Origin of the sequence: Nocardia aurantia, from assembly GCF_009604425.1 — a bacterium.
Lineage (GTDB): Bacteria > Actinomycetota > Actinomycetes > Mycobacteriales > Mycobacteriaceae > Nocardia > Nocardia aurantia.
In genome coordinates, this window is record NZ_WEGI01000002.1 from 21319 (window position 1) to 43385 (window position 22067).

The 22067-nt window shown below is 69.9% G+C and carries 20 protein-coding genes; 7 read left to right on the forward strand and 13 right to left on the reverse strand.

The genetic code is table 11. The features are described from left to right. Positions 1 to 37 precede the first annotated feature (37 nt). The 4 genes from NRB56_RS03515 to NRB56_RS03530 form a co-directional block, all read right to left on the reverse strand. Positions 38 to 1555 carry a carboxylesterase/lipase family protein gene (locus NRB56_RS03515; RefSeq protein WP_153339090.1) on the reverse strand — a complete coding sequence of 506 codons (1518 nt, stop codon included), beginning with the start codon at positions 1553 to 1555 and terminating at the stop codon, positions 38 to 40. A gap of 221 nt (positions 1556 to 1776) precedes the next feature. Next, on the reverse strand, positions 1777 to 2619 hold the full coding sequence (meaB, locus tag NRB56_RS03520) for a methylmalonyl Co-A mutase-associated GTPase MeaB (protein WP_406603437.1): 843 nt from the start codon (positions 2617 to 2619) through the stop codon (positions 1777 to 1779). A 481-nt stretch (positions 2620 to 3100) separates the two neighbouring features. Next, the gene (locus NRB56_RS03525; protein ID WP_153339092.1) at positions 3101 to 4261 is read right to left on the reverse strand and encodes a thiolase family protein; all 1161 of its coding nucleotides are present in this window, start codon (positions 4259 to 4261) and stop codon (positions 3101 to 3103) included. Next, a complete protein-coding gene (locus NRB56_RS03530; protein ID WP_153339093.1) occupies positions 4254 to 5699 on the reverse strand; it encodes a class I adenylate-forming enzyme family protein in 1446 nt (481 codons plus the stop codon). Before NRB56_RS03530 ends, NRB56_RS03525 begins: the two co-directional genes overlap by 8 nt. 54 nt (positions 5700 to 5753) lie before the next feature. Between NRB56_RS03530 and NRB56_RS03535 the strand changes: the two genes are divergently transcribed. The 3 genes from NRB56_RS03535 (at position 5754) to NRB56_RS03545 (ending at position 8580) form a co-directional block, all read left to right on the forward strand. Then, positions 5754 to 6518 carry an SDR family NAD(P)-dependent oxidoreductase gene (locus tag NRB56_RS03535; protein ID WP_153339094.1) on the forward strand — a complete coding sequence of 255 codons (765 nt, stop codon included), beginning with the start codon at positions 5754 to 5756 and terminating at the stop codon, positions 6516 to 6518. A 7-nt stretch (positions 6519 to 6525) separates the two neighbouring features. After that, complete coding sequence (locus NRB56_RS03540; protein WP_153339095.1) at positions 6526 to 7275, forward strand: SDR family NAD(P)-dependent oxidoreductase; 750 nt, start codon at positions 6526 to 6528, stop codon at positions 7273 to 7275. Between the two features lie 330 nt (positions 7276 to 7605). Then, entirely contained in the window at positions 7606 to 8580 is a 975-nt protein-coding gene (locus NRB56_RS03545; protein WP_153339096.1) for an NHL repeat-containing protein, read from the forward strand. A gap of 208 nt (positions 8581 to 8788) precedes the next feature. Here the strand turns inward: NRB56_RS03545 and NRB56_RS03550 are convergent, their stop codons facing one another. The 6 genes from NRB56_RS03550 to NRB56_RS03575 form a co-directional block, all read right to left on the reverse strand. Continuing rightward, the gene (locus NRB56_RS03550) at positions 8789 to 9535 is read right to left on the reverse strand and encodes a hypothetical protein (protein ID WP_153339097.1); all 747 of its coding nucleotides are present in this window, start codon (positions 9533 to 9535) and stop codon (positions 8789 to 8791) included. 87 nt (positions 9536 to 9622) lie between these two features. After that, positions 9623 to 10408 (reverse strand): hypothetical protein, encoded by a 786-nt coding sequence (locus NRB56_RS03555; RefSeq protein ID WP_153339098.1) that lies wholly within the window; start codon positions 10406 to 10408, stop codon positions 9623 to 9625. Positions 10409 to 10908: 500 nt separating this feature from the next. Further along, positions 10909 to 11676: an enoyl-CoA hydratase/isomerase family protein gene (locus NRB56_RS03560; RefSeq protein WP_153339099.1), complete on the reverse strand. Its 768-nt coding sequence runs from the start codon at positions 11674 to 11676 to the stop codon at positions 10909 to 10911. A gap of 1 nt (position 11677) precedes the next feature. Then, on the reverse strand, positions 11678 to 12766 hold the full coding sequence (locus tag NRB56_RS03565; RefSeq protein WP_153339100.1) for an acyl-CoA dehydrogenase family protein: 1089 nt from the start codon (positions 12764 to 12766) through the stop codon (positions 11678 to 11680). Beyond that, positions 12753 to 13679 carry an acyl-CoA dehydrogenase family protein gene (locus tag NRB56_RS03570; protein WP_153339101.1) on the reverse strand — a complete coding sequence of 309 codons (927 nt, stop codon included), beginning with the start codon at positions 13677 to 13679 and terminating at the stop codon, positions 12753 to 12755. The genes NRB56_RS03565 and NRB56_RS03570 overlap by 14 nt, the downstream gene beginning before the upstream one ends. Then, positions 13657 to 15066 carry a class I adenylate-forming enzyme family protein gene (locus tag NRB56_RS03575; protein ID WP_153339102.1) on the reverse strand — a complete coding sequence of 470 codons (1410 nt, stop codon included), beginning with the start codon at positions 15064 to 15066 and terminating at the stop codon, positions 13657 to 13659. The genes NRB56_RS03570 and NRB56_RS03575 overlap by 23 nt, the downstream gene beginning before the upstream one ends. 127 nt (positions 15067 to 15193) lie before the next feature. On the opposite strand from NRB56_RS03575, the gene NRB56_RS03580 reads away from it, so the two are divergent. The 3 genes from NRB56_RS03580 (at position 15194) to NRB56_RS03590 (ending at position 17687) form a co-directional block, all read left to right on the forward strand. Beyond that, on the forward strand, positions 15194 to 16252 hold the full coding sequence (locus NRB56_RS03580; protein ID WP_153339103.1) for a ferredoxin--NADP reductase: 1059 nt from the start codon (positions 15194 to 15196) through the stop codon (positions 16250 to 16252). Between the two features lie 30 nt (positions 16253 to 16282). After that, positions 16283 to 16927: a Uma2 family endonuclease gene (locus tag NRB56_RS03585; protein WP_319942502.1), complete on the forward strand. Its 645-nt coding sequence runs from the start codon at positions 16283 to 16285 to the stop codon at positions 16925 to 16927. A gap of 244 nt (positions 16928 to 17171) precedes the next feature. Continuing rightward, complete coding sequence (locus tag NRB56_RS03590) at positions 17172 to 17687, forward strand: NUDIX hydrolase (protein ID WP_319942503.1); 516 nt, start codon at positions 17172 to 17174, stop codon at positions 17685 to 17687. A 25-nt stretch (positions 17688 to 17712) separates the two neighbouring features. Here NRB56_RS03590 and NRB56_RS03595 read toward each other — a convergent pair whose 3' ends face one another. Both NRB56_RS03595 and NRB56_RS40015 read right to left on the reverse strand, forming a co-directional pair. Next, positions 17713 to 18912: an acyl-CoA dehydrogenase family protein gene (locus NRB56_RS03595; RefSeq protein WP_153339105.1), complete on the reverse strand. Its 1200-nt coding sequence runs from the start codon at positions 18910 to 18912 to the stop codon at positions 17713 to 17715. Then, on the reverse strand, positions 18909 to 19661 hold the full coding sequence (locus tag NRB56_RS40015; RefSeq protein ID WP_153339106.1) for a hypothetical protein: 753 nt from the start codon (positions 19659 to 19661) through the stop codon (positions 18909 to 18911). Before NRB56_RS40015 ends, NRB56_RS03595 begins: the two co-directional genes overlap by 4 nt. 244 nt (positions 19662 to 19905) lie before the next feature. Here NRB56_RS40015 and NRB56_RS03605 point away from each other — a divergent pair, with 244 nt between their 5' ends. Then, the gene (locus NRB56_RS03605; RefSeq protein ID WP_153339107.1) at positions 19906 to 21285 is read left to right on the forward strand and encodes a helix-turn-helix domain-containing protein; all 1380 of its coding nucleotides are present in this window, start codon (positions 19906 to 19908) and stop codon (positions 21283 to 21285) included. Between the two features lie 98 nt (positions 21286 to 21383). Here NRB56_RS03605 and NRB56_RS03610 read toward each other — a convergent pair whose 3' ends face one another. Beyond that, complete coding sequence (locus NRB56_RS03610) at positions 21384 to 21983, reverse strand: Uma2 family endonuclease (protein ID WP_153339108.1); 600 nt, start codon at positions 21981 to 21983, stop codon at positions 21384 to 21386. Between the last annotated feature and the right edge of the window lie 84 nt (positions 21984 to 22067).

Genomic DNA, 22067 nt, shown 5'->3' on the forward strand with positions numbered 1-22067 from the left:
GCGGTGCGCCGCCCGGCGGGGGCGCACCGGGGACCGTTCATCCCAGCGGCAGGGCACCGAATGCGTGTGCGGCCCATAGGCGTTCGGAGATGGCCTCGGGGTATGGGGTGGTCGCCGGTTCGGCGGCGAAGACCCGGACCAGGCCTCGGGTGTCGTAGGCGGGCCAGCCCGGGTCGCCGGTGGCGGCGAAATCGGTCCAGGCGCGCTGGATCCGGGCCGACTGGGCGCGGGTCTCGGCGGAGGGTTCGGGACCGAACAGCAGGGGGCCGAGGTGGGCACTCAGGGTGCCGAACACCAGGGGGCCGTCGAGGCCGTGGCAGGCGCCCAGGGCCTCGTTACCCGGTGCGGGCCAAGTGATCTCGTAGACGTGTGCGGTGCCGCCGGCGGAACGTTGAGCCTGGGCCAGGCGGATCGCGGGCATCCGGAACAGCCGGTCGGATTGGACGTATTCCAGGAGCTGTTCCGGGGAGGCGGCGGGATAGGCTGCGCGATAGGCGGATTCGGGGGCCGGGCCGGGGCCGGTGGCACGCAGGGCGGCGGTGGCGCGGGTTTCGTCGATGCCGGTGAGCGCGCCGCCGAGGAACAGGAACAGGCGGCATTCGTTGCGGTTGTGGCCCACGATGATTCGCACGTCCCGGGCCGAGCCGGCGGCGAGGGCGGTCCACGGGTCGGTCGGCAGGACGTCGCCGTCGACCACCGGGGAGTACGGGGTGATGGTGTCGGCGACCGCGCCCCAGCGGGTGCGGTCCCAGCCGAGTTCGTCGGTGAGTCCGGCTGCCGCGCCGACCAATTCGTGCGGGTCGACCGTGGCCAGGTCATCGGCGGTGGCGCGCAGGCCCTGGCCGGCTGCGAGCGCGGCGCCGATGTCACGGCCGAGGGCGTCGGAGTAGAAGGTGCCGGGTGGACTCTGCAGGATCGCCTGCCGGAACAGGTTTTTCGCTCGGGGCATGGCCAGCAGGGCGGCGATGGAGCCGGCGCCGGCGGACTCGCCGAAGACGGTGACCCGGTCGGGGTCGCCGCCGAACGCGGTGATGTTGTCGCGCACCCACTCCAGAGCTGCGACCTGATCGAGCAGGCCGCGGTTGGCGGGGGCGCCCTCGAAGTGGGCGAATCCCTCCATGGCGACGCGGTAGTTGAAGCTGACCACGACGTGGTCACCGGCGCGGGTGAGGTGTTGCGCGTCGTAACCGGGGCTGCCGGAGAAGCCGAGTTTGTAGGCGCCACCGTAGATCCAGACCAGGACCGGGCGGCGCGCGGCCGGATCCGGCCGCGGCGTCCAGACATTCACGGTGAGCCAGTCGTCGCCGGTGGCGACGCCGGACAAACCGCCGGTGCGGCCCGGCACGACGATGTCCTGCGGCGGGGGCGGGCCGAACGCCGTCGCCTCACGCACCCCGTCCCACGGGTGCGCCGGTTGTGGTGCGGCGAACCGCAACTCCCTCACGGGCGGTTGCGCGAACGGGATGCCGCGGAACACCGCGAGGTCCCCCTCGCGGCGCCCCCGGACGGTTCCGGTGATGGTCCGCACCTCCGGTTCGGCAGGTGGTGTCGTCATCGACAACTCCTCACATTCGCTGAGCGCCATCGCTTCCCGGCGACGCGACCGGCCGGCCGGTGCGGCCGAGACACAGAACGGTTCGCCGGCCGACACATCCACGCGGCGACAGCGGTCGCCACGCGACAATCGACCGGGCACTCACGGCGGACGCCGGCGCGGTCATATTCGGCCGGAGTGATACCACTGCGGATTCGGCTGGGCGCAGCAGGTTTTCGCGGTCAGGGTAGCGCTGCTCCCGATTCGGCCGGCCGCAGGAGGTTCTCGGCGGCCGTGTAGGGGTCGCCGTGGCCGGCGGCCACGGCCACGGCGAGGGTGTCCAGGTCGGGGTGGGTGCGCAGGCGGGTCTGGGCGAGGGACAGGATCTGGGATCGGGCTCTCGCCGTGCGGCGTTCGGGGGTGTCGGCGCGGTGGTGGGCGTCGACGGCCTCGAGCAGTTCGGTGACACCCTCGCCGCGGGCGGCGACCAGTTTCAGGATGGGGGCGTGGGTTTCCTGGCGCAGTTCGCGGACGGTCTGATCGGCGCCGTCGCGGTCGGCCTTGTTGACCACCAGGATGTCGGCGACCTCCAGCAGGCCCGCCTTCGCAGCCTGGACCGCGTCTCCCGCACCGGGATTCAGGATCACCAGGGTCGGGTCGGCGACGGCGGCGATCTCGATCTCGGACTGTCCGACGCCGACGGTCTCCAGCAGGATCAGGTCGTAGCCGAGGCCGGCGAGCAGGCGTATGGCGGCGGGGACCGCCGCCGCGAGTCCACCGAGGTGGCCTCGGGTGGCGACCGAGCGGATCAGCACGTCGGGGTCGTTGATGTGCTGGGCCATGCGGATCCGGTCGCCGAGCAACGCGCCGCCGCTGTACGGCGAGGACGGGTCGACGGCCAGGACCGCAACTCGTTGTCCGCGTTCGCGATAACCGGCGACCATGACGGCGATGGTGGTCGACTTGCCCGCGCCCGGCGGGCCGGTGACGCCGACCACTTGTACCGCACCGGGTTCGACGGCGGCGAGTACTTCGTCGCGCCGATCGCTCTCGACGAGACTCAGCAGTCGGCCGATGGCCCGCATCGAGCCGGACCGGGCCGCTGCCAGCAATTCGTCCACGGAAGTCACGGCGCACCCCATTCACGGCCTGCGGGCGACCAGAGCAACTGCGGCCGAGCCGTATTCGACCAATCCGACCGAGCCGGTCGCATCCGCCGCCCCACATTCGTACCGGACCCCAGCCTCGCAACCGCACCCGGCGGAAGCGCAGCCGGACTCGGCTGACGCCGGGTAGTCGCACTCGACGACCGCCACGCAACCACACTCGGCCGCTGCCGCACAACCGTATTCGGCGACAGCCACGCAGCCGTATTCGGCGACCGCCACGCAGCCGCATCCGGCGACCGCCAGGCAGTCGCCCCCGACGACCGTCGCACAGTCGCGTTCGGCCGCTGCCGCACAACCGTATTGGGCGACCGCCAGGCAGCCGCGCTCGGCCACAGCTGTGCGGCCGCAACCGGCGAACCGGCTGCGGCCGTGCGCTGCGGGCCGCGGGGGGCCGGGATCACGGGGCGGGGACCTCGATGACGGTCGCGGAACCCATGCCGCCGCCGGCGCACAGCGCGGCGATGCCGAAACCGCCACCGCGGCGGCGCAGTTCGTGCACCAGGGTGACGATCATGCGGGCGCCGGTGGCGGCCACCGGGTGGCCGAGGGAGCAGCCGCTGCCGGAGTAGTTGACGATCTGCTCGTCGAGGTCCAAGGCGCGGATCGCGGCGATCGGGACCGAGGCGAAGGCCTCGTTGATCTCGATCAGCTTGACGGCGGACAGCGAGATGCCAGCGCGGGCAACGGCTTTGGTGATCGCCTCGATCGGGGCCAGGCCGGTGTCAGCGGGGTCGACGCCGACCGACGCCCAGGAGCGGATGTAGCCGAGGGCGGGCAGGCCGAGGCGGTCGCTGGCGATCGCCAGGGCGGCGGCGCCGTCGTTGGAGCCCGACGCGTTACCGGCGGTGATGCTGAAACCCTCGATCTCCGGGTGCAGGACCTTGAGGCCGGCCAGGCGCTCCAGGCTGGTGTCGCGGCGCGGGTGCTCGTCGACGGCGAAGAGGCCGTGCGGGGTCTCGATCGGGACGATCTCCTCCTTGAACCGGCCCTCGTCGATGGCGGCGATCGCGTTGCGGTGTGAGCGCAGCGCCCAGGCGTCGAGCTCCTCGCGGGAGATGCCGCTCTTCACCGCGGTGTTCCAGCCGACGGTGATCGACATGTCCATCGTGGGGGCGTCGGCACGCTCGGGATGGCTCGGCGAGGTCCACGGATCCTGCCACTGCTCGTTGCCCTCCTCGTCCCGGCCGATGCGGAAACGCGAACGGGGCGAGGTGGATTCGGAGTTGACGCCGCCGGCGATGATCAGCTCGTCCATGCCTGCGCGGATGCTGCCGGCGGCGGACTGCACCGCCGCCATGCCCGCGGCGCAGTGCCGGTTGTTGGCCAGGCCCGAGGTGCCGGGGAGGCCCGCGGTGATGGCCGCGTGGCGGGCCAGGACGCCGCCGCCGTAGCGGCCCTCGCCGAGGATCACGTCGTCGACGCGGGCGCCGTCGAGCTGCTCGGCGACCGCGCTCACCACGTGGTGCGACAGGTCGAAGGCGTTCGTGTCCCGCAGCGTGCCCTTGCGGGCGGTTCCGATCGGTGCGCGGAGCGCGGAGACGATGACGGCTTCAGGCATGGGAGCTCTCCATTTCGGCGACGAGGTTGCGGCGCAACAGCTTTCCGGTTTCGGACTTCGGCAGTTCCGGGCGGAACACGATCGCGTCGGGGGTCTTGGAGGACCGCAGCCGGTCCTTCACCCAGGTGCGCAGTTCCTCCGGGTCGATCGGTGCGGCGCCGTCGGCGACCACGACCACGGCGACCAGCCGCTGCCCCCACTCCGGATCGGGGACGCCGATGACCGCGACCTCGGTGATGCCGGGATGTTCCAGCAGCACGTCCTCGATCTCGGCGGGGGCGATGTTCTCGCCGCCGCGGATGATGGTGTCGTCGGCGCGGCCCTCGATGAACAGGTAACCGTCGGCATCGAGACGGCCCAGGTCGCGGGTGGGAAACCAGCCCTCGGCGTCGAGGGCGCTGCGGCCGCCGTACTCACCGGAGATCTGCTCGCCGCGGACGAACACCAGGCCGGTCTCGCCGGCGCCGATCACTTCGTCGGTCTCGCTGCGGATCTGGATCTCGATGCCCGGCAGGGACCGGCCGACCGAACCGAGCCGGTCGCGGACCGCGGGATCGTCGGATCCGAACGCGTCGCGGTGGTCGTCGGGGCCCAGGACCGCGACCGAGGACGCGGTCTCGGTCAGGCCGTAGGCGTTGACGAAGCCGGTCGACGGGAAGACCCGCAGGGCGTGTTCCAGCACCGGGCGCGGGGTGCGGGCGCCGCCGTAGGACAGGCTCGCCAGCGTCGGCACGTTCGCGTCGGCGCCGTCGACGGCGGCCACGATGCGCGCGAGCATGGTCGGCACCACCATCGCGTGGGTGATCCGCTCGCGCCGCACGGTCGCCAGCCATTCGGCGGCGTCGAACGCGGACATGTAGACCACCCGGCGGCCGGAGTACAGGTTCGACATCAGGTTGGTCAGGCCCGCGATGTGGTAGGTCGGGACCGCGACCAGGGAGGCGGCGCCCTCCTCGGCCGCGCCGAAGTCGACCGTGTTCAGCAGGTAGGCCATCAGGTGGCGGTGCCGCAGCAGGGCCGCCTTCGGCTCCGAGGTGGTGCCGCTGGTGTAGATGATGACCGCGACCGCGTCACCGTCCCAGGGCGCCTCGATCTCGGGGGCCTCGGCGGCGTCGCCCGCGACGAGTTCGTCGAGGTCCTCCGGGCGCAGCACCAGCGCCCCCGGATGCCGGTCGATCAGCGCGGTGAGCTGCTGATCGCCGAGGCGGTAGTTCAACGGAACGAAGGGCACACCCGCGAGCGCGGCGCCGAACAGGGCCACCGGATACGCGAGATGGTTGGCGCCCAGGTACAGCACCGCCGGGTACTGCCCGAAGCGCGCCGCCGCCCGCCGCGCCTGCCCGAGCAGGTCCGCGGCCGACAACGACCGATCATCGACCGTGATCACCGGTCGTTCTCCGGCCGATACGGCCATGTCTAGGATCATGCTGATGTTCATGAGAATATTATTCTCACCTCAAGAGAGTCCTAGTTGCAAGAGAGGGTAAGCACTATGCAGATCAATGGAAGCTCTGCGCTGGTCGTGGGCGGTACCGGTGGTCTCGGTGAGGCCACCGTCCGCCGCCTGCACGCCGCCGGCGCCAAGGTCGTCGTCGCCGATGTCGCCGACGAGAAGGGCAAGCAGCTCGAGGACGAGCTGGGCATCCGCTATGTGCACACCGACGCCACCAGCGAGGAATCGGTGCTGGCCGCGATCGCGGAGGCGGAGGCCCTGGCCCCGCTGCGGATCTCGGTGGACACCCACGGCGGCCCCGCCAAGGGCGGCCGGCTCGTCGGCAAGGACGGGTCCCCGCTGCCGCTCGACGGGTTCAAGATCACCATCGAGTTCTATCTGACCGCTGTGTTCAATGTCATGCGGCTGGCGGCGGCGGCGATCGCGAAGACCGAGCCGCTGGAGGAGGGCGCCCGCGGCGTCATCATCAACACCGCCTCCATCGCCGGCTACGAGGGCCAGATCGGCCAGCTGAACTACTCCGCGGCCAAGGGCGGCGTGATCGGCATGACCCTGGTCGCCGCGCGTGACCTGTCCCCGCTGGGCATCCGCGTGATGGGTATCGCGCCCGGCACCATCAACACCCCCGCGTACGGCAAGGCGGCCGACCAGCTCGAGCAGTACTGGGCGCCGCAGATCCCGTTCCCGAAGCGCATGGGCCGCTCCGAGGAGTACGCGCAGCTGGCGCAGGCGATCATCGAGAACAACTACCTCAACGGCGACGTCATCCGGCTCGACGGCGCGCTCCGCTTCCCGCCGAAGTGAGCCCGCGATGACTTCGCTGGCGGGCAAGGTCGCGTTCGTCGCCGGGGCCAGCCGCGGCATCGGCGCCACGGTCGCCGAGGCCCTGGCGGCCGCGGGGGCCTCGGTCGCCGTGGCGGCGCGCTCCGAAACCGAGGGCAAGTTGCCCGGCACCATCGGTGCGGTGGCCGACCGGATCACCGCCGCCGGCGGCCGGGCGCTGCCGGTGCCGTGCGACGTCTCCTCGGAGGAGTCGGTGAACGCGGCGGTGCGGTCGACCGTGGACGCGTTCGGCGGCATCGACATCCTGGTCGCGAACGCCGGGGTGCTGTGGATGGGCCCGATCGAGTCCACTCCGCTCAAGCGGTGGCAGTTGTGCCTGGACGTCAACCTCACCGGGGTGTTCCTGGTGACGAAGGCGGTGATCCCGCACGTGCGGGCGCGCGGCGGCGGTTCGCTGATCGCGATCACCACCACCGGCGTCGACATGATCGATCGGGGCGCCAACGCCTACTGGGTGTCCAAGGCGGCCGCGGAGCGGCTGTATCTGGGTCTGGCGTCGGATCTGAAGGGCGACAACATCGCCGTCAACTGCCTGAGTCCGTCCCGGGTGGTGCTCACCGAGGGGTGGGCCGCCGGGGGCAACGGGGTGAAGATCCCGCCGGAGGCCGTCGAGCCGCCGGAGGCGATGGCGAATGCCGCCGTGCTGCTGGCCGGGCAGGATGCCACTGGCATCACCGGCACCGTCCAGCGCTCGGAATCGCTGGTGGCGCAAGGCTGATCGCGCCGATGTACTCGGCCCGGCCGTCCGCGTGACGGCCGGGCCGAGTGCGTTCGCCCGGCCGAGTGCGTTCGCCCGGCCGAGCGCGTTCGCCCGGCCGAGCGCGTTCGCCCGGCCGAGCGCGCTTGCCCGGTCGGCTGCGCTCGGCGATCGGGTCGCGTCATGCGGCAGATCCGGCCGGGCGCGTTCGGTGAACGGACGACCGGATCCGGCTCCGCACAGGCGCATTCCGACTCCGCACGGCTTCACCCGAAGCGACCGCGACATCCGCTGTCGCGCAGCGTGGTTGGTGGCGCGCGTCGGCGTCGAGTCGCTGATACATTGTCTCCCATGCTGTTCGGAAGCGGGAGGGGCCGCCGCCGGCTCCGTGCGGGCTGGACCGTCGCGGTGATCGCCGCGGCCACGATCGATGTTGCGGCACAGGCCCATGCGGCTCCGGCCGCCGACTGTTCCGCGGGCTGGCAGTCCACCACACTGCTGACCGGGCATCGGGAGCTGGAGAATCTGGACTCCGACGGTCATGGCGGCTTCTACGTCTCCGCACTGTCGGCCGGTGAGCTGCTGCATCTGCGGTCGACGGGTGAGGTCGACACGCTCGCAACGGGTTTGACTAGTCCCGGCGGGGTCCGTGCCGACGGGCGGTACGTGTACTTCGGCACCGGCGACAACTTCCCCGGGCCGCCCGGTGCGCTGCATCGCTACGACATCGCGACCGGCGAGACCGTCGACCTGCTCGGTGGGCTGAACATGCCCAACGGGATGTTGCGGCTGCCCGACGGCGACCTGCTGATCGCCTCGTCGTCGCCGGGCGACACGTCCCAGGGCATCGCCCGGTACCGGCCCTCGACCGGTGAATTCACGCCCGGCTGGTCACATCTCGCGGTGCCCAACGGACTCGCGTTGTCCGGCGACGGCAAGGCCGTCTACGCGACCACGCTCACCGCGCAGATCTATCGTGTGCCGCTGGACGATCCACAGTCCGCGACCGTGGTGCTGGGCGCACCGGCACTGATCGCGCTGCCCGACGATCTGGACGCGACCCGTTCCGGCGCGGTGTATTTCGCCGATCAGATCGCGGGCGCGGTGTATCGGGGCGATCCGGTCACCGGCGCCGTCTGCACCGTCGTGACCGGGCTGATCACCCCCAATCCGGTCCGGCAGCCGCCGGACGGGGTCAGCTCGGTGCGCATCGGACGCGACGGCGACGGCTGGGCCCTGTACGTCACCGCGATGGACGGGGCGCTGCGCCGGCTGCGGCCGCCGCCCGGCGTCGACCTGACACCCCCGAACCCGGACGCTCGGTAGCCGCCGGATTCCGTTGCCGCACAGACGAAGTGGGAGCGGACGGTAATTCCCCGCCGCCGGATTCCGATCCGGCACCGCGACGCTCCCCGGCCGCCGATCCGGCAGGACGAGGGCGGCCCGGGACAGTGGTCGGCCACTCGGGCGAGAACGGACAGTGGGGACGTGACTCCGACCGCTCGACCCTGGGTGCGCGCGATCCGGACCCGGTCTACCAGTCGTTCAGCTCGCGGGCGGCGTCGTGGTAGTGGGTGAGGGCCTCGGATATCGCGGGGACGCCGAGGTGGTCGCGCTGCGCGCGCCGCAGGTAGTCGCGGACGTCGCCGCCGGTGTGGATCGCGCCGTAGCCGACGGTGGGATACCGCTGGGCCGGTTCCGGCGGTGGGGCCCAGGGCAATTCGCGGTCGGACAGGTAATCGGCGACGGCGGCCAGTTCCCGGATCGGTTTCTCGAGGTCCGTGAGACGGCCGGCGTAGATCTCGGCGGCCGGGGAATCGGGGCCGAAGATCCGGTCGAACTGCCGCTCGACGGTGTCGTCCGGGCGCGCGGCGGCCCGGGTCAGCGCGTCCCAGACGGGCCGGGCGATCAAGGCGTGCACGATCATCGCGCCGTCGAGGGTCGTCAACACGGGGAAACCGGCGGGGAAATCCGGGAAGGCGACCGCGCCGCAGGTGCGCGAGATGCAGGCGATCAGGACATCGATATCGGTGTCCGCGCAATCCCATTCGGGGGCCTCGAACCGGCCTTCGCGCTGCCGGTCCCGGAAGTACCGGACCACCAGTTCGGTGTTCAGATCCTCCTCGATGCCGTCGATCGCACCCGCGCGATCGTGAGTACCGGTCATACCCAACGTGATCGGCCGGTAGGCGCCCGGGACCCGTTGTAACACAACAAGGGTGGCATCGACCGGGCGCAGACTCACCCCGGTGACCAGACAGTTGGAATCGTGGTACCCCATGTTTCCCACCGTACGGGAAAACCCGCCGCGGCCGCCGCGCCCCTGTTCTCGACAGGGCAACGGCCGCAGCGGGTTCCGGTCATCGGCCTACTTGGCCGGGGCGGGCTGCGCCGGATCGACGCAGTAGGTGCCCGGACCGGTGCACGGCGCGATCACGGTCGAGAAGTACTGATAGGCCGACCACAACACGATCGGGCCGGCCACCAAGGCGGCGCCCGCCAGGGAGCCGACGGATCCGATCGTGGCGACACCCGCGATGCAGCCGACGATCGCGGCGGGCAGCACGCCCGCCAGCAGGGTGGTGATCGCCGAGGAGACCGAGCCGACCGCCGCGCCGATCACACACCCGGCGACGCCGCCCAGCAGCGCGCCCACCACGGCGCCGGTGATCGAGCCGATGCCGGCCCGGCTGGCGAGCATGCCGAGCGCGCTCGAGTCCCGCGGCGTGAAGCTCTCGGCGATCGGTTGTCCCTTGGCGATGTCCGCCGGGGTGATCGGGTCGGCGACCTGATGCCCGTCGGTCACCGACGGGGTCAGCCGCACGCTGTGCTCGGCGACCTGCGCGGCGATCGGGAAAACCCGGTCGTCCATGCGGTACGACAACGGCAGCGAATCGTTGAAATTACCTGCCGCGTCCCGGACCACGACGCTGCCGCCGACGGTCTCGAAGGCGCCGTCGGGAGCCGACACCACGAGCGAACCGCCGTCGCGGTCGACCGTGAAGTGAATGCCGTTCAGCTCCACCGCCTGATGGTCCGGCACGGGCTGCTGCTGCGCCGGCGCCCGGTCGACGACCGGATCGGCATTCGCGGTACCCGCGGCGACGCTCACGGCGCCGGCCAGCAGCACCGCGCACGCAGTGACTTTCCTCATCTGTATTCACTTTCATCGAAAGAGGGACCACGGCTGCCGGTTCGGGTGCGCGCACGCGAACCGGCAGCCCGGATGCCCCGGTCCGGTACCGCTGCCTCCGGTATCCGAGCCGAGTTACCGCCGATGAGCGAGAAATCCCGATCTGCCATCCCCATGCCAGACCCATCGACGATCATCGGCAATATACCCAAAACGATCCAATCGGACAGTCGATGGATCGATCGGGATTCGAAATCGGTTTGCTCGGCCGAGGCGGTCCCGAATCCGCACGCGGACATGCGCTCACGGCCCGGCGGCGCTGGTCACCGAGCATGGCGCGAGGGCCGGAACGCATCGATTCCATCACCTCCGGCGACCCCCGAGAACGGTTGCGATCGCCTCGAGTTCAGGGTTTCTTCACCGGGGATACGCGAGTCGATGGCGAGGAATTCGCGGGCCGAAGACGACAGTGGCCCGGGGCGATTCGCCCCGGGCCGCGTCGTGATGATGCCGCCGCACGTTCAGTTCTTCTTGGCGGTGAGCCGCGTGACGATCGCGGCGAAATCCTCGTTCTGGAAGGACTGGTTCTCCTGGCTGAGCGCGTAGTCCAGGGTGGCCAGCACCGCGCGCTCGAGATGTATGTTCAGGATCCGCTTGGTGGATTCGACCGCCTGCTGCGGCAGTTCGAGGATGCGCTTCGCGGCGGCCAGGGCCTCGGTCAGCGGGTCGGCCACGACGTGGTTGACCAGGCCCATCTCCCTGGCGCGGTCCGGGGTGATCCGGGCGCCGGTGATGGCGTATTCCTTGGCCAGCAGCAGGCTGGTGTGCAGCGGCCAGGTCAGCGGGCCGCCGTCGGCGGCGACCAGGCCCACCTGGACGTGCGGGTCGGCCAGGTGCGCGGTCTCGGCCATGTACACGATGTCCGACAGCGACACCAGGCTGCAGCCCAGGCCGACGGCGGGACCGTTGACCGCGGTCACCACCGGCACCCGGCAGCGGACCATGCCGAGCACGATGTCGCGGCCGTCGGCGATGGTCTTCGCCCGCAGATCGTCGTTCTGGCGCAACTCGTTCAAGTAGGTGAAGTCGCCGCCGGCCGAGAACGCCTTGCCGGCGCCGGTGAGCACCGCGACCCGGGCGCCGCGGTCGGCGGACAGCCGGTTCCACAGCGTGGCCAGGCCGTGGTGCAGGTCGTCGTCGACCGCGTTCAGCGCCTCCGGCCGGTTCAGGGTGATGATCCGCAGCGGGCCGTCGGCCTCCACGCGGATCGCATCGGGCATGTCGTACAAGTCAGGCTCCCAATCCGAGGATGCGACCGGAGATGATGTTCTTCTGGATCTGCGAGGTGCCGCCCATGACGCTCTGCGCGCGGCTGTACATGTACGAGCCGAGCAGTTCCGGGTCACGGGTGCCGCCGACGGCGAGCGCGGCGTGGCCGACCGACTGGTCGACCCAGGTCATCAGCAGCTTGTCCAGCGAGCCGTCCGGGCCGTGCACGATGCCGTCGAGCTGTTCGGACAGCCGTCGCCGCACGTGCAGGCGCAGCATCTCGACTTCCACTGCGGCCCAGGCGAGATCGGCCGGGGGCGGGCCGTCGACCCGAGTGGCCATCTGCCGCACCAGTTTTCCGTAGCGTGCGGCGAAACCCAGTGTGGAGGGCTCACGTTCGTGGCCGACCACGGTCATCGCCAGCTTCCAGCCCTCGCCCGGCGCGCCGATCATCTGATCGGCGGGCACCCGGGCGCCGTCGAACAGCACCTGGCCGAACTCCTTGGTGACGCCGCTGATCATCTTCAGCGGCCGCTGCTCGATCCCGGGCTGCTTCATCTTCACGACGAAGGCCGAGATGCCCTTGTGCCGCGGGGCTTCCGGATCGGTGCGGGCCAGCAGCAGGCACCAATCGGCGACGTCGGAGTAGCTGGTCCAGATCTTGTGGCCGTTGATGACGTACTCGTCGCCGTCGCGGGTCGCGGTGGTACGCAGGGACGCCAGATCGGAACCGGCGCCGGGCTCGCTGAAGCCCTGGCACCAGCGTTCGGTGCCGTTGATCATGCCGGGCAGGAAGCGCTGTTGCAGTTCCGGGCTGCCGTGGTGGCCGAGGCCGACCACCAGGTAGCCGAGGCTCGGCCGCGGCGGCGCGCCGGCGATCGCGAGCTCCTCGTCCAGGATCACATCGTAGACCGGCGGAAGATCCTGCCCGCCTACCTCTTTCGGCCAGGACAGGCCGAAGAAGCCGGCCTCATACAGGGCGCGATGCCACTCGCCCTGTTTGGCCCAGTACTCGTCGCCCGAGGTCGGGAAGGTGCCGGCGATATCGGCCAGCCAGGTGCGCAGCCGGGCGCGGAACCGCGCCTCCTCCGGTGAGTCACGAAAGTCCAAGGTCGATCTCCTCCAGGCGGACGGGGAACAGTTCGGTCGAGGTCAGCACGCGGCGCAGGTGGACGTGCGCGAGGCATTCCCAGGTGTTGCCGATGCCGCCGTGCACCTGGATCGAGGTCTCGCAGATGGTGCGGGCGGAACGGGCGCAGTACAGCTTCGCGATCCGGGCGGCCTGCACCGCCTCGGCGGCGGGAAGTTCGTCGACGGCCCAGGCGGCGTGCCGCAGCACGCTGATCGAGCCCTCGATCAGCGCCTGGCTCTCCGCCAGCAGATGGCCGACCGCCTGATAGGAGCCGATCGAATGTCCGTACTGCTCACGGATTTTCGCGTACTCGACGGCCAGGGTCTGGGCGCCGCGGGCGGCGCCGAGCAGATCGGCGGTGGTCGCCACCAGGGCGAGCGCGTGCCACTGCGCGGCCTGCTCGGGCGACAGCTCGCCGATCGACTGCAACGAATCGGTCAGGGCCGCGTCGACGCGGGTGAGGTCCGCGCCGGCGAGCGGGTCGCCGACCTCGCCGGCCAGGATCGCGTCGTCGGTGACCACGAGCGCGTGGTCCGCGCCGCGGGCGTCGATCGCGCGGCGGCCGCCGAAGCGCGGCCCGGCGTCGACGGCGACGGTCCAGTGGCCGGTATCGCCGTCGGGCTGCCCGCGCAGGTCGTCGGCGAGCACCGGGCCCAGGAACGGCACGTCCACCAGGCCGCGGCCGAACTCCTCCGCCACCAGCGCCACCTCGACGCCGGAGGCGCCGTCGGAGCGCAGCGCGCGCCAGCCGGTGCTGTCGACGGCCTTCTCCAGCCGGGCCAGCCGGGTGGTGTCGTCGAGGTCGGCCACCGACCCGGGTCCCAGGTCGGAGGCCAGTTTGGCGGCCGCGTCGCGCAGCTGCCGCTGCTCACTGGTCAGTCGAACGTCCATACTGCTCCTTGAGAACTCGGCGCAGCACCTTGCCGGACGGCAGGCGCGGAATTTCGGGCACGAACAGCACCCGGCGCAGGCGCTTGTATCCGGCGAGCCGGTCGGCGACGAGGGTGCGCAACTGCTCCTCGGTGGGCGGCGCGACCGCGGACGCCGCGACGGCCGCGACGATCGCCTCCCCGTCCGCCCCGTCCGGGACGCCGAACACCGCGGCGTCGACGACACCGGGATGGCCGAGCAGGACACCCTCGATCTCGGCGGGCGCCACCTGGAAACCCTTGACCTTGATCATCTCCTTGGACCGGTCGGTCAGCCGGATCCAGCCCTCGGCGTCGACCGAGCCGACGTCGCCGGTGCGGTACCAGCCGTCGTCGAACGCCTCGGCATTCGCCGCCTCCGGCAGGTAGCCGCTCATCAGCGAGGGCGAGCGCAGCTGGATCTCACCGATCCCGTTCGGCGGCAACGGTTCCCCGGTGTCCAGGTCGATCACCCGGATCTCCACCCCGGGCACGGCCTTGCCGACGCTGTCGAGGCGGGCGCCCTCGATCGGATTGCACGCGATCACCGGCAGCTCGCTGGCGCCGTAGGCCGGTACCCACTCGACACCCGTTCGGCGCGTGACGGTTTCGGCGATGCCGGCGGTGACCGGGGTGGCGCCCCACATGATGTAGCGCAGCGAGGACAGGTCGTAGGATTCGAGATCGGGATGCTGGGCCATCGCCAGCGCGATCGGCGCCACCGCCATCTCCACCGTGATCCGGTCCTCCGCAATACTTTTCAGCATCCGCTCCAGCTCGAAGCGGCGGTGCAGGCGGATCCGCGCGCCCACGGCGAGCGCGGTCTCGATATTGAGCAGGCCGAGGATGTGCGAGGGCGGGGTGAGAACCTGGATGCGGTCGGCGGCGGTCAGTTCCAGCGCCACCCGCCAGTGTTCGACCGCGGCCGCGAAGGAGGCATGGGTGTGCCGGACCGCCTTGGGCATGCCGGTGGTGCCCGAGCTGAACACCAGCACGGCCTCCGCGTCCGGATCGGGCGCGGTGTCGGGGCAGACCACGGGGACGATCGGCTCGTCCAGCGACAGCATCGGCATGAGCTCGGCCAGCACCGGCTGGTCGCCGACGGCCGCGGCGGGCTGGGTGAGGATCAGCGCGTGCTCGGTCTCGGCCCGTTTCCAGGCCGGGCTGATCAGCACCACCGAGGCGCCCAGCTGCCAGATCGCGCGGACCGCGACGACGAACTCGGGCCGATTGCCGGACATCAGCGCCACCCGGTCGCCGCGGCGCACCCCGCGCTCACGCAGGGTGGCGGCGAGGCCGCGGGCCAGGGCGTCGAGCCGGGTGCGCGAATACGAGCGGTCCTCGAAGACCAGCGCGATCGGCTCGTTCATCGTCCTGTCCTGCCCGTTCCGGCTCCCGATGCTTGCCGTCGGACGGCAACATTGAGAAGATCTCGTCTCGTAAGTGAGAATAGTATTCTCTGTACGTTAGAATCTTAATACCAGGAGGTGGCGGTTCATGGCGAGACCCCCAATGTTTCAGCGCGCGACCGTGACCCGGATCGTGAAGGAGAGTGTCGACGCCCGCACGTTCGTGCTGGCGCCCCACGACACGCCCATCGAGTACCGGGCCGGGCAGTTCTGCACGTTCCGGGTCGCCGTGGACGGCCGCGAGCTGTTCCGGTCCTATTCGATGTCCAGCGCGCCGGAAACCGACACCGAGTTCATGACCACCGTGAAGCGGGTCCCCGGCGGCGCGGTCTCCAACTGGATGCACGACAACCTCGCCGAGGGCGATGTGGTCGAGATCAGCCAGGCCGCGGGCCGATTCTGCCTGCGCGACACCGATGTTCCGCTGCTCGGCTTCTCCGGCGGCAGCGGGATCACCCCGATCATCTCGCTGGCCAAGAGCGCGCTCGCCACCACCTCACGCAAGGTCCGGCTGCTGTGCGCGGACCGCGACCAGCCGTCGATGATCTTCGAACAAGCGCTGGCCGACCTGGTCCGCCAGTATCCGGACCGGCTCGAGGTGACCCGCCACCTGGACGCCGTCGGCGGCTTCCTCACCCCCGACGCGATCCGCGAGTTCGCCGGGGTCGACGGCCACGCCGACAGCTACATCTGCGGCCCGGAACCCTTCATGGAGATGATCGAGCTGGCCCTGCCCGGCCCGGGCCTGATCTACAGCGAGCGATTCGGCGCCGCGCCGCCGGTGATCCCCGGCGAGGAACCGGACGCCGACACCGTGAAGACCGCCGGCACCACCACCGCCACTCCCCCGCCCGCCCCCGCGGTCACCGAGGAGGGCACGGTGACAATCATCCTGAACCGCAAGAAGAAGACGGTCCCCCGCAAGGACGGCGAAACCCTGCTGGAGAGCGCTCGCCGCGCCACCCTCAGCCCACCCTTCTCCTGCGAGGCCGGCAACTGCGCCACCTGCATGGGCAAGATCCTCGACGGCAAGGCGACCATGCGCCAGAACAACGCGCTGGCCGACGACGAGATCGAGGACGGATACATCCTGACCTGCCAGGGCGTGCCGGATTCGGCGTCGATCACGGTGACGTACGACGAGTGAGCTGTCGGGCGGGCTCGTTACCATGAGCACGTGCCCGAACCCGTTGCGCCACTTGCCCTTCCCACCACCATGACCTGGGAGCAGCTCGACTCGCTACCGGAGGAGATCGCGGGCGAGATCGAGCTGTGGAACGGCCGGGTCGTGTGGGCGCCGCGCGGGCCGTCCGAACATCAGGTCTTCAGCGGTCGGGTGTTCGCTGCATTCGAACGCTGTGTCGCTGCGCAGTGGGCAGTTGACATCCCGCAGGTCGGCCTGGAGACTAACGTCTTCTTCGGCCGGACCGGCCGCGACGACTACGCGACCCCGAACTTCCTGGTATACCGCCGCTCGGACGAGCTGTACCAGGACATTCGCGCGGACGATGTGCTGCCGGTCGGCGAGATCGTCTCCCCGTACAACATCGACCGAGACATGCATGCCAGGCGCGCCCGCTATGCCGCCGCCGACATCTCTTGGTACTGGGAAGTCCGGCTGGCGCGCGGCGCGAGCGCCATCGAACTCGTGCGTGTCTACGCGCTCGAGACTCGGGCAGATTCGCTCCCCAGCGGCGTCCAGCCGGAGGATAGCGCCGACTATGTGCTCGTCGGCGAGTGGACACCAGCCGGGAACGAGGACGGCATCCACATCAACCGCCCGTTCCCGATCTCGATCCCCTGGTCCGATCTCGAATACTGAAGTGCAAGTTCAGAATCGAATCGCTTACGGCCTACGTTCGCGCCGACCTCCGCCAAGCGTATGTGCACGGGCCACGCCTACCGGCGAGCCCGATCTCCTCGTATTCGCCGCCCGACGCCATATGTTTTCGACACGGTCTCAATGTTGTTGTTGTGTCGAGCGATATCGGTTCTTGCCGATCAGTCACCGGTGATCGGCTTCGATTGTCCGGGCGGAGATGCGGTCTGACGCTAGGGTGGCGCGGGTGACCAACCCATCCAGTCCCGAGTCGCCCACCGGGGTGCTGCCCGTGCAGCAGTATGTGGCCGGGCTGGCACGCAAACGTATGGCTGCCGGGACGTTGTTCCGCGACGGGCTGGGCCGGGTGGTTCTGGTGGAGCCGACCTACAAACCGAACTGGGAGATCCCCGGTGGCGCAGTCGAACAGGACGAATCGCCGTGGGAGACGGTCGCGCGCGAATTGCGAGAGGAGATCGGCTGGGACCGGCCGGTGGGCCGGTTGCTGGTGGTGGACTACGTGCGCCCGCAGGACGGCCGGCCCGAGGGGGTGGTGTTCGTCTTCGACGGTGGTCTGCTCACCGCCGCCGACGTTGCCGGTATGGTCCTGCGTCCAGAGGAGATCCGCTCCGCGGGGTTCTACACGCTCGAGCAAGCAGCGACGCGGGTGAAGCCGCTGCTGGCCGATCGACTCGCAGCGGCACTGGAAGCGGTGGGCGAGGGCGTGACCGTGCTCTGCGAGCAGGGACGGCGCATCGGCTGACCGATGCGCAGCCGCTGGTTCGCGGTCACCTCGAGACCGGCGACACCTCCGATACGGGGTGTGGACGCGATCCCGTGGTACCGGTGTGTTGTTTGCCCGCCGCCCGGTAGAGGCTGTCGTGGATGCCATCGGCATAGAGCAGCCCACCGAGGTCACGGCGGATCTTGACCAGTCGCCCGTCCGCCCGGAACCCCGAAGCGCCGACCAGCGGCATCAGATCGGCAGCAGCCTGATTGGCGACATCGATACCGTGGGCTTTCGTCACCGCGGACCACCGCTCAGCGTGTGGATGCCCGGATTCGGCAAGCGTCGCGGCGGCTGCGGCACCGAGCAGACCGGTGACCAGTTGCGCGTGCGCCCGGCCGACGGTCACCAGCGCGGTATCCCGCAGTCGTGTCACCTCGTCGGTGGCATTCCGGTCGGCCAGAGCAGTAGTGACCGTGTCGAACATCGCGGCGGCCCCACCGAGTGCGGTCGCCGTGACCAGCGGCCGGTAGCCGGCGAAGTGATTGCGCAGCAACATCATTCCGTCTCCTTCCAGGATGTCGGCGGGCCGGACCGGCACCTGATCGAAGCCGAGGATTCCCCAGCTCCAGCCGGCGAGCCCAGCCGGTGGGATCGACTGCCGGCGCAGGCCCGGTTCCGCGGCGTCGACGGCGGCGGCGACCAGGCGGCCGTCCGGCGCCCGCAAGAAGACGACGAACACGGCTGCCTCGGTCAATCGGCTGATCCAGGTCTTGCAGCCGGTGACGCGCCAACTGCCGTCCGATGCCACGACCGCCGAGGTCGTGGTGGCCGCCGGATTGGATCCGCCGTGTGCTTCGGTGACCGCGATCCCCGCCAGTTCCCCCGCCAGCAGGCGGCCGATCCAGCGGCGTCGCGGTTCCGGGCCCCCATGGCGCGCGATGAGCGCACCGTGTCCGAGCCCGATGGAGTCGCGCAGGTCGATATCCCGGTAACCGCAAACGAATTGGGCCAGCACAGTGAACAGTGCCGGCTGCTGCCCGGTGTCGAGCAGACCGTGGCGTGCGAGTTCGATCCGGACCGTGCGCAACTCGTCGCTACGCCGCTGCCCACCGGTACTCGGATGGATCTCGCCGGCTTCGTCCAACACGCCGGCGAGCGCGGCCAAGCGTGGCCAGTCGAGACGGTTCCCGGGGTCGAGCAGGGACCGTAACGGAGTCAGCCACGCATCGACAGCGCCGGCCGCGGTGGTCGCGGTCACGGCGCCTCTCCGTGCACACGAGCGGGCTGACCGTAGGCCAGCGCCCCGGGCGGGATGTCGCGGGTCACCAGTGAACCGGCACCGACCAGCGCCTGCGCGCCGATCGTGACACCTGCCAGGATCACCGACCCGGTGCCGACCTTGGCGCCGGTGTCGAAACGCGGTGCGACCAGCCTCGGTTCCCGGTGCGGGTCACGCCAGATCAACGTCTTGTCGTTGATAGTGCGGACCCCGGCACCGAGAAACACCCGATCGGCCAGCCACGTGGAACTTGTGAGGTGCGATCCTGGCGAGCACCGCACCGCCGCCCCTATCCGGGTCTCGCGCTCCACACACAAGTGATGGCCGAGAACGCAATCCGCACCCACACGGACCCCGGTGCGCAACAGCGACCCGTGCCCGATCACCGTATCGGCCCCAACTTCGACATTCGCGTAAATGACAGCGCCGCAACGAATCACGGCAGCGGTACCGAGTACGGTCGACGCGCCCGCACCTGGATAGGTCCGGCCGACGGCGTACCCGTGCTCGGGTTTGCCGATCACCGCGTGCTCCTCGACCCGCGCGCGCTCGGCGAGTACCGCACCGCCGTGCACGACCGCGAACGCGGCGATCGTCGCGCCCCGGCGCACCACGATCGGGCGGACCGTACCGAGTTCATCGACCGGCAGGAACACAGCGAACCTGCTGATCTGCACATTCTCCTCGGCACAGAGCAAACCCGCGCGATCCAGTTCGGATACGGTCATCTCCGGCATCGCTATCGGGCTTCCCAACGCCGGCGATCCTGTGATGTGGGTGGTCATCGTGTCCCTCCGCCGCGGCGGGGACGGGTGAACTGCCACGGCACCTACCAGAAGACGACGATCGCGACGTCATCGGCCACCTGCTTTGCCATGTTCGGGAATCTGTTGCATGATCTGCAAAGCCGCTGGTGCAGTGCGCATTTTGCTCGATATCATCGATATCCCGGTCTGAGCAAGGAATTCGACGATGGACCAGGACCGTGCGATCTGGGACACCCGCGCTGTGCGTGTAGCGGCGGCCTCCGGTGACTACGGTGCGGTGGTTCGTGCCATCCGCCGCGCCAACAACCTCACCCTCGCCGACCTTGCCCGCCACAGCAATTATTCGATCTCGACACTGTCGCGGCTGGAGCGAGGGAAGCAGCAGCTCACCGATGTGCGCATACTCCGCGCCCTCGCCGCGGCCCTGCGAATTCCACCGGAATTACTCGGGTTGGCCGACCCGCCGCCGCACCTGATGCAGCCGAGCCGCCCCGCCGCTATCGTCGGCGTCACCCGAGCGCCGGACGAGGAGACCGAACCCATGCGTCGTCGCACGCTGCTGACCGGACTGGCCGGCACCGTCACCGCCATCGGCGTTTTCCCGCCGCCTACGGCGGCAGGGGCAACAACGGACCCGCTGCCTCTGCTCGAGCGTGCACTACTGGCCCCGCCCTCTCACACCAGCCTCGTCGGGCTGCCGAGCCTCGGCCACCAGGTCGCTGCCGCCCGATCGATGTTCGATCGTGGACACTACACGGAACTCGCCTCCGGACTTCCCCGGCTGCTGTCGGCTGCGACCACGACCCGCGCCACCAGCACGCGCAGCGACGACATCGCCGAAGCCGACAAGCTGCTCGCCCATGCATACGTGCTGACGTCCAGGCTGAGCGTCAAACTCAGCCACGATCAACTCGCCTGGACCGCCGCTGATCGCGCGGTGCAGGCCGCCCACCTCAGCCACGACTTGCCGACCCGAGCCATCGCCCACAGATCGTGGGCAATCGTGCTGCGCCGCAGCGGATTCAGCGACACCGCAACGCAACTGATCCTCGACACCGCGGCCTCGCTACAGCCGAAACTTCACCAAGGTGCGCCCTACCTCGCCGCGTACGGGGCACTGCTGTGCACCGCCGCCTACACCGCCGCCGCAGACGGAGATCGCGACCTCGCCGGGACCTTGATCGCGGAGGCAACGAATGCGACCACTCACATCAACCGGGACCATCCCGGGCATACCACCGGCTTCGGCCTCGGAAGTGTCGGCCTGTACCAGGTCAGCATCGCCAGAGTCCTCGGCGACTGCGGTGCCGCTATCGACGCGGCACGCCGCATCGACCCGGCCACGATCCCGCTGGCCGAAAGCAGAGCTCGATACTGGTCCGACGTCGCCCGCGCCTTCCACCAATGGGGCAAACCAGAGCAGTGCTACCGGGCCCTGCGGGCTGCCGAACAAGCAGCTCCCGACGAAGTCCGCTATCGCAAACCGATCCAGAAAATCACCGCAGAACTGCTGAAACATTCAGAGGCCACGACACTCCCGGGCCTGCGATCCTTCGCCCAGCGCACCGGTACGCGCACCCGGTGAAACAGCTGGCTGATCGACGCGATGCAAGCGAGATCGGTTCACCGAGCCCGCCCCCCGAATTGGCTCCAACCAGCCTTTTGACCCGAACTCATTGCCTATCAGCGGATTCGGGCGTCGAGATCGGCGAAAGCGAAGGCGACGGGGAACGGGTCGGTGAGAACGAGGCGTTCCTGGTGGGTGTCGGCCAGCCGGTACGTGCGGCCGGCCCGGTCCAACCGATATTCCCGGATCGTCTCGATGTGACGGTCGGCATCGAGGTGCACGACGAGGTGGGTCCGGATGCCCTCGTGGGCGTATTCCGCGTACTTCTCGGCTATTTCGGCGGCCCTCGAGTCCGATGGGACGACCTCCGCCACGAGCAGGACATCGGACGTCATGAGCTCGCGGTCGTCATCGAAACATCGGTACACGATCACATCGGGACGGCGGAACGAGAAGCCGGAAATTCCGGGATGGCTTGTCGTATAGCGCATCTCGTAGCCGGTCAGCACCCCTGTAGCCGTGTCTGCGGGACGGGCGGCGTCGAACCGGTCCGCGAGGCGGCGGGCGACCCGATTGTGGTGCCTGTTCTCGTTGCGGCTGAACGTTATTCGGCCGCCGACCACTTCGATCGAACGCTGTGCCTCCTCGGGCAGCGCGAGGTACCGGTCCTCGGTGATCGGCATCTCGGGATCCGCCGACCATTCCAGCATGGCCATCTGAACTCCGTTCCCCGGGCTGTCAGCCGCGCAGATCCTATCGAGCGACCGCGCTGGTCCGGGCCCCGGGGGGAGGAAATCAGG

Excerpts from the sequence above, each read along its gene's own strand:
- NRB56_RS03515 (WP_153339090.1), bottom strand. The coding sequence starts at position 1,555 with ATGACGACACCACCTGCCGAACCGGAGGTGCGGACCATCACCGGAACC.
- meaB (WP_406603437.1), bottom strand. The coding sequence starts at position 2,619 with ATGCGGGCCATCGGCCGACTGCTGAGTCTCGTCGAGAGCGATCGGCGC.
- NRB56_RS03525 (WP_153339092.1), bottom strand. The coding sequence starts at position 4,261 with ATGCCTGAAGCCGTCATCGTCTCCGCGCTCCGCGCACCGATCGGAACC.
- NRB56_RS03530 (WP_153339093.1), bottom strand. The coding sequence starts at position 5,699 with ATGAACATCAGCATGATCCTAGACATGGCCGTATCGGCCGGAGAACGA.
- NRB56_RS03535 (WP_153339094.1), top strand. The coding sequence starts at position 5,754 with ATGCAGATCAATGGAAGCTCTGCGCTGGTCGTGGGCGGTACCGGTGGT.
- NRB56_RS03540 (WP_153339095.1), top strand. The coding sequence starts at position 6,526 with ATGACTTCGCTGGCGGGCAAGGTCGCGTTCGTCGCCGGGGCCAGCCGC.
- NRB56_RS03545 (WP_153339096.1), top strand. The coding sequence starts at position 7,606 with ATGCTGTTCGGAAGCGGGAGGGGCCGCCGCCGGCTCCGTGCGGGCTGG.
- NRB56_RS03550 (WP_153339097.1), bottom strand. The coding sequence starts at position 9,535 with ATGGGGTACCACGATTCCAACTGTCTGGTCACCGGGGTGAGTCTGCGC.
- NRB56_RS03555 (WP_153339098.1), bottom strand. The coding sequence starts at position 10,408 with ATGAGGAAAGTCACTGCGTGCGCGGTGCTGCTGGCCGGCGCCGTGAGC.
- NRB56_RS03570 (WP_153339101.1), bottom strand. The coding sequence starts at position 13,679 with ATGGACGTTCGACTGACCAGTGAGCAGCGGCAGCTGCGCGACGCGGCC.
- NRB56_RS03575 (WP_153339102.1), bottom strand. The coding sequence starts at position 15,066 with ATGAACGAGCCGATCGCGCTGGTCTTCGAGGACCGCTCGTATTCGCGC.
- NRB56_RS03580 (WP_153339103.1), top strand. The coding sequence starts at position 15,194 with ATGGCGAGACCCCCAATGTTTCAGCGCGCGACCGTGACCCGGATCGTG.
- NRB56_RS40015 (WP_153339106.1), bottom strand. The coding sequence starts at position 19,661 with ATGACCGTATCCGAACTGGATCGCGCGGGTTTGCTCTGTGCCGAGGAG.
- NRB56_RS03605 (WP_153339107.1), top strand. The coding sequence starts at position 19,906 with ATGGACCAGGACCGTGCGATCTGGGACACCCGCGCTGTGCGTGTAGCG.
- NRB56_RS03610 (WP_153339108.1), bottom strand. The coding sequence starts at position 21,983 with ATGGCCATGCTGGAATGGTCGGCGGATCCCGAGATGCCGATCACCGAG.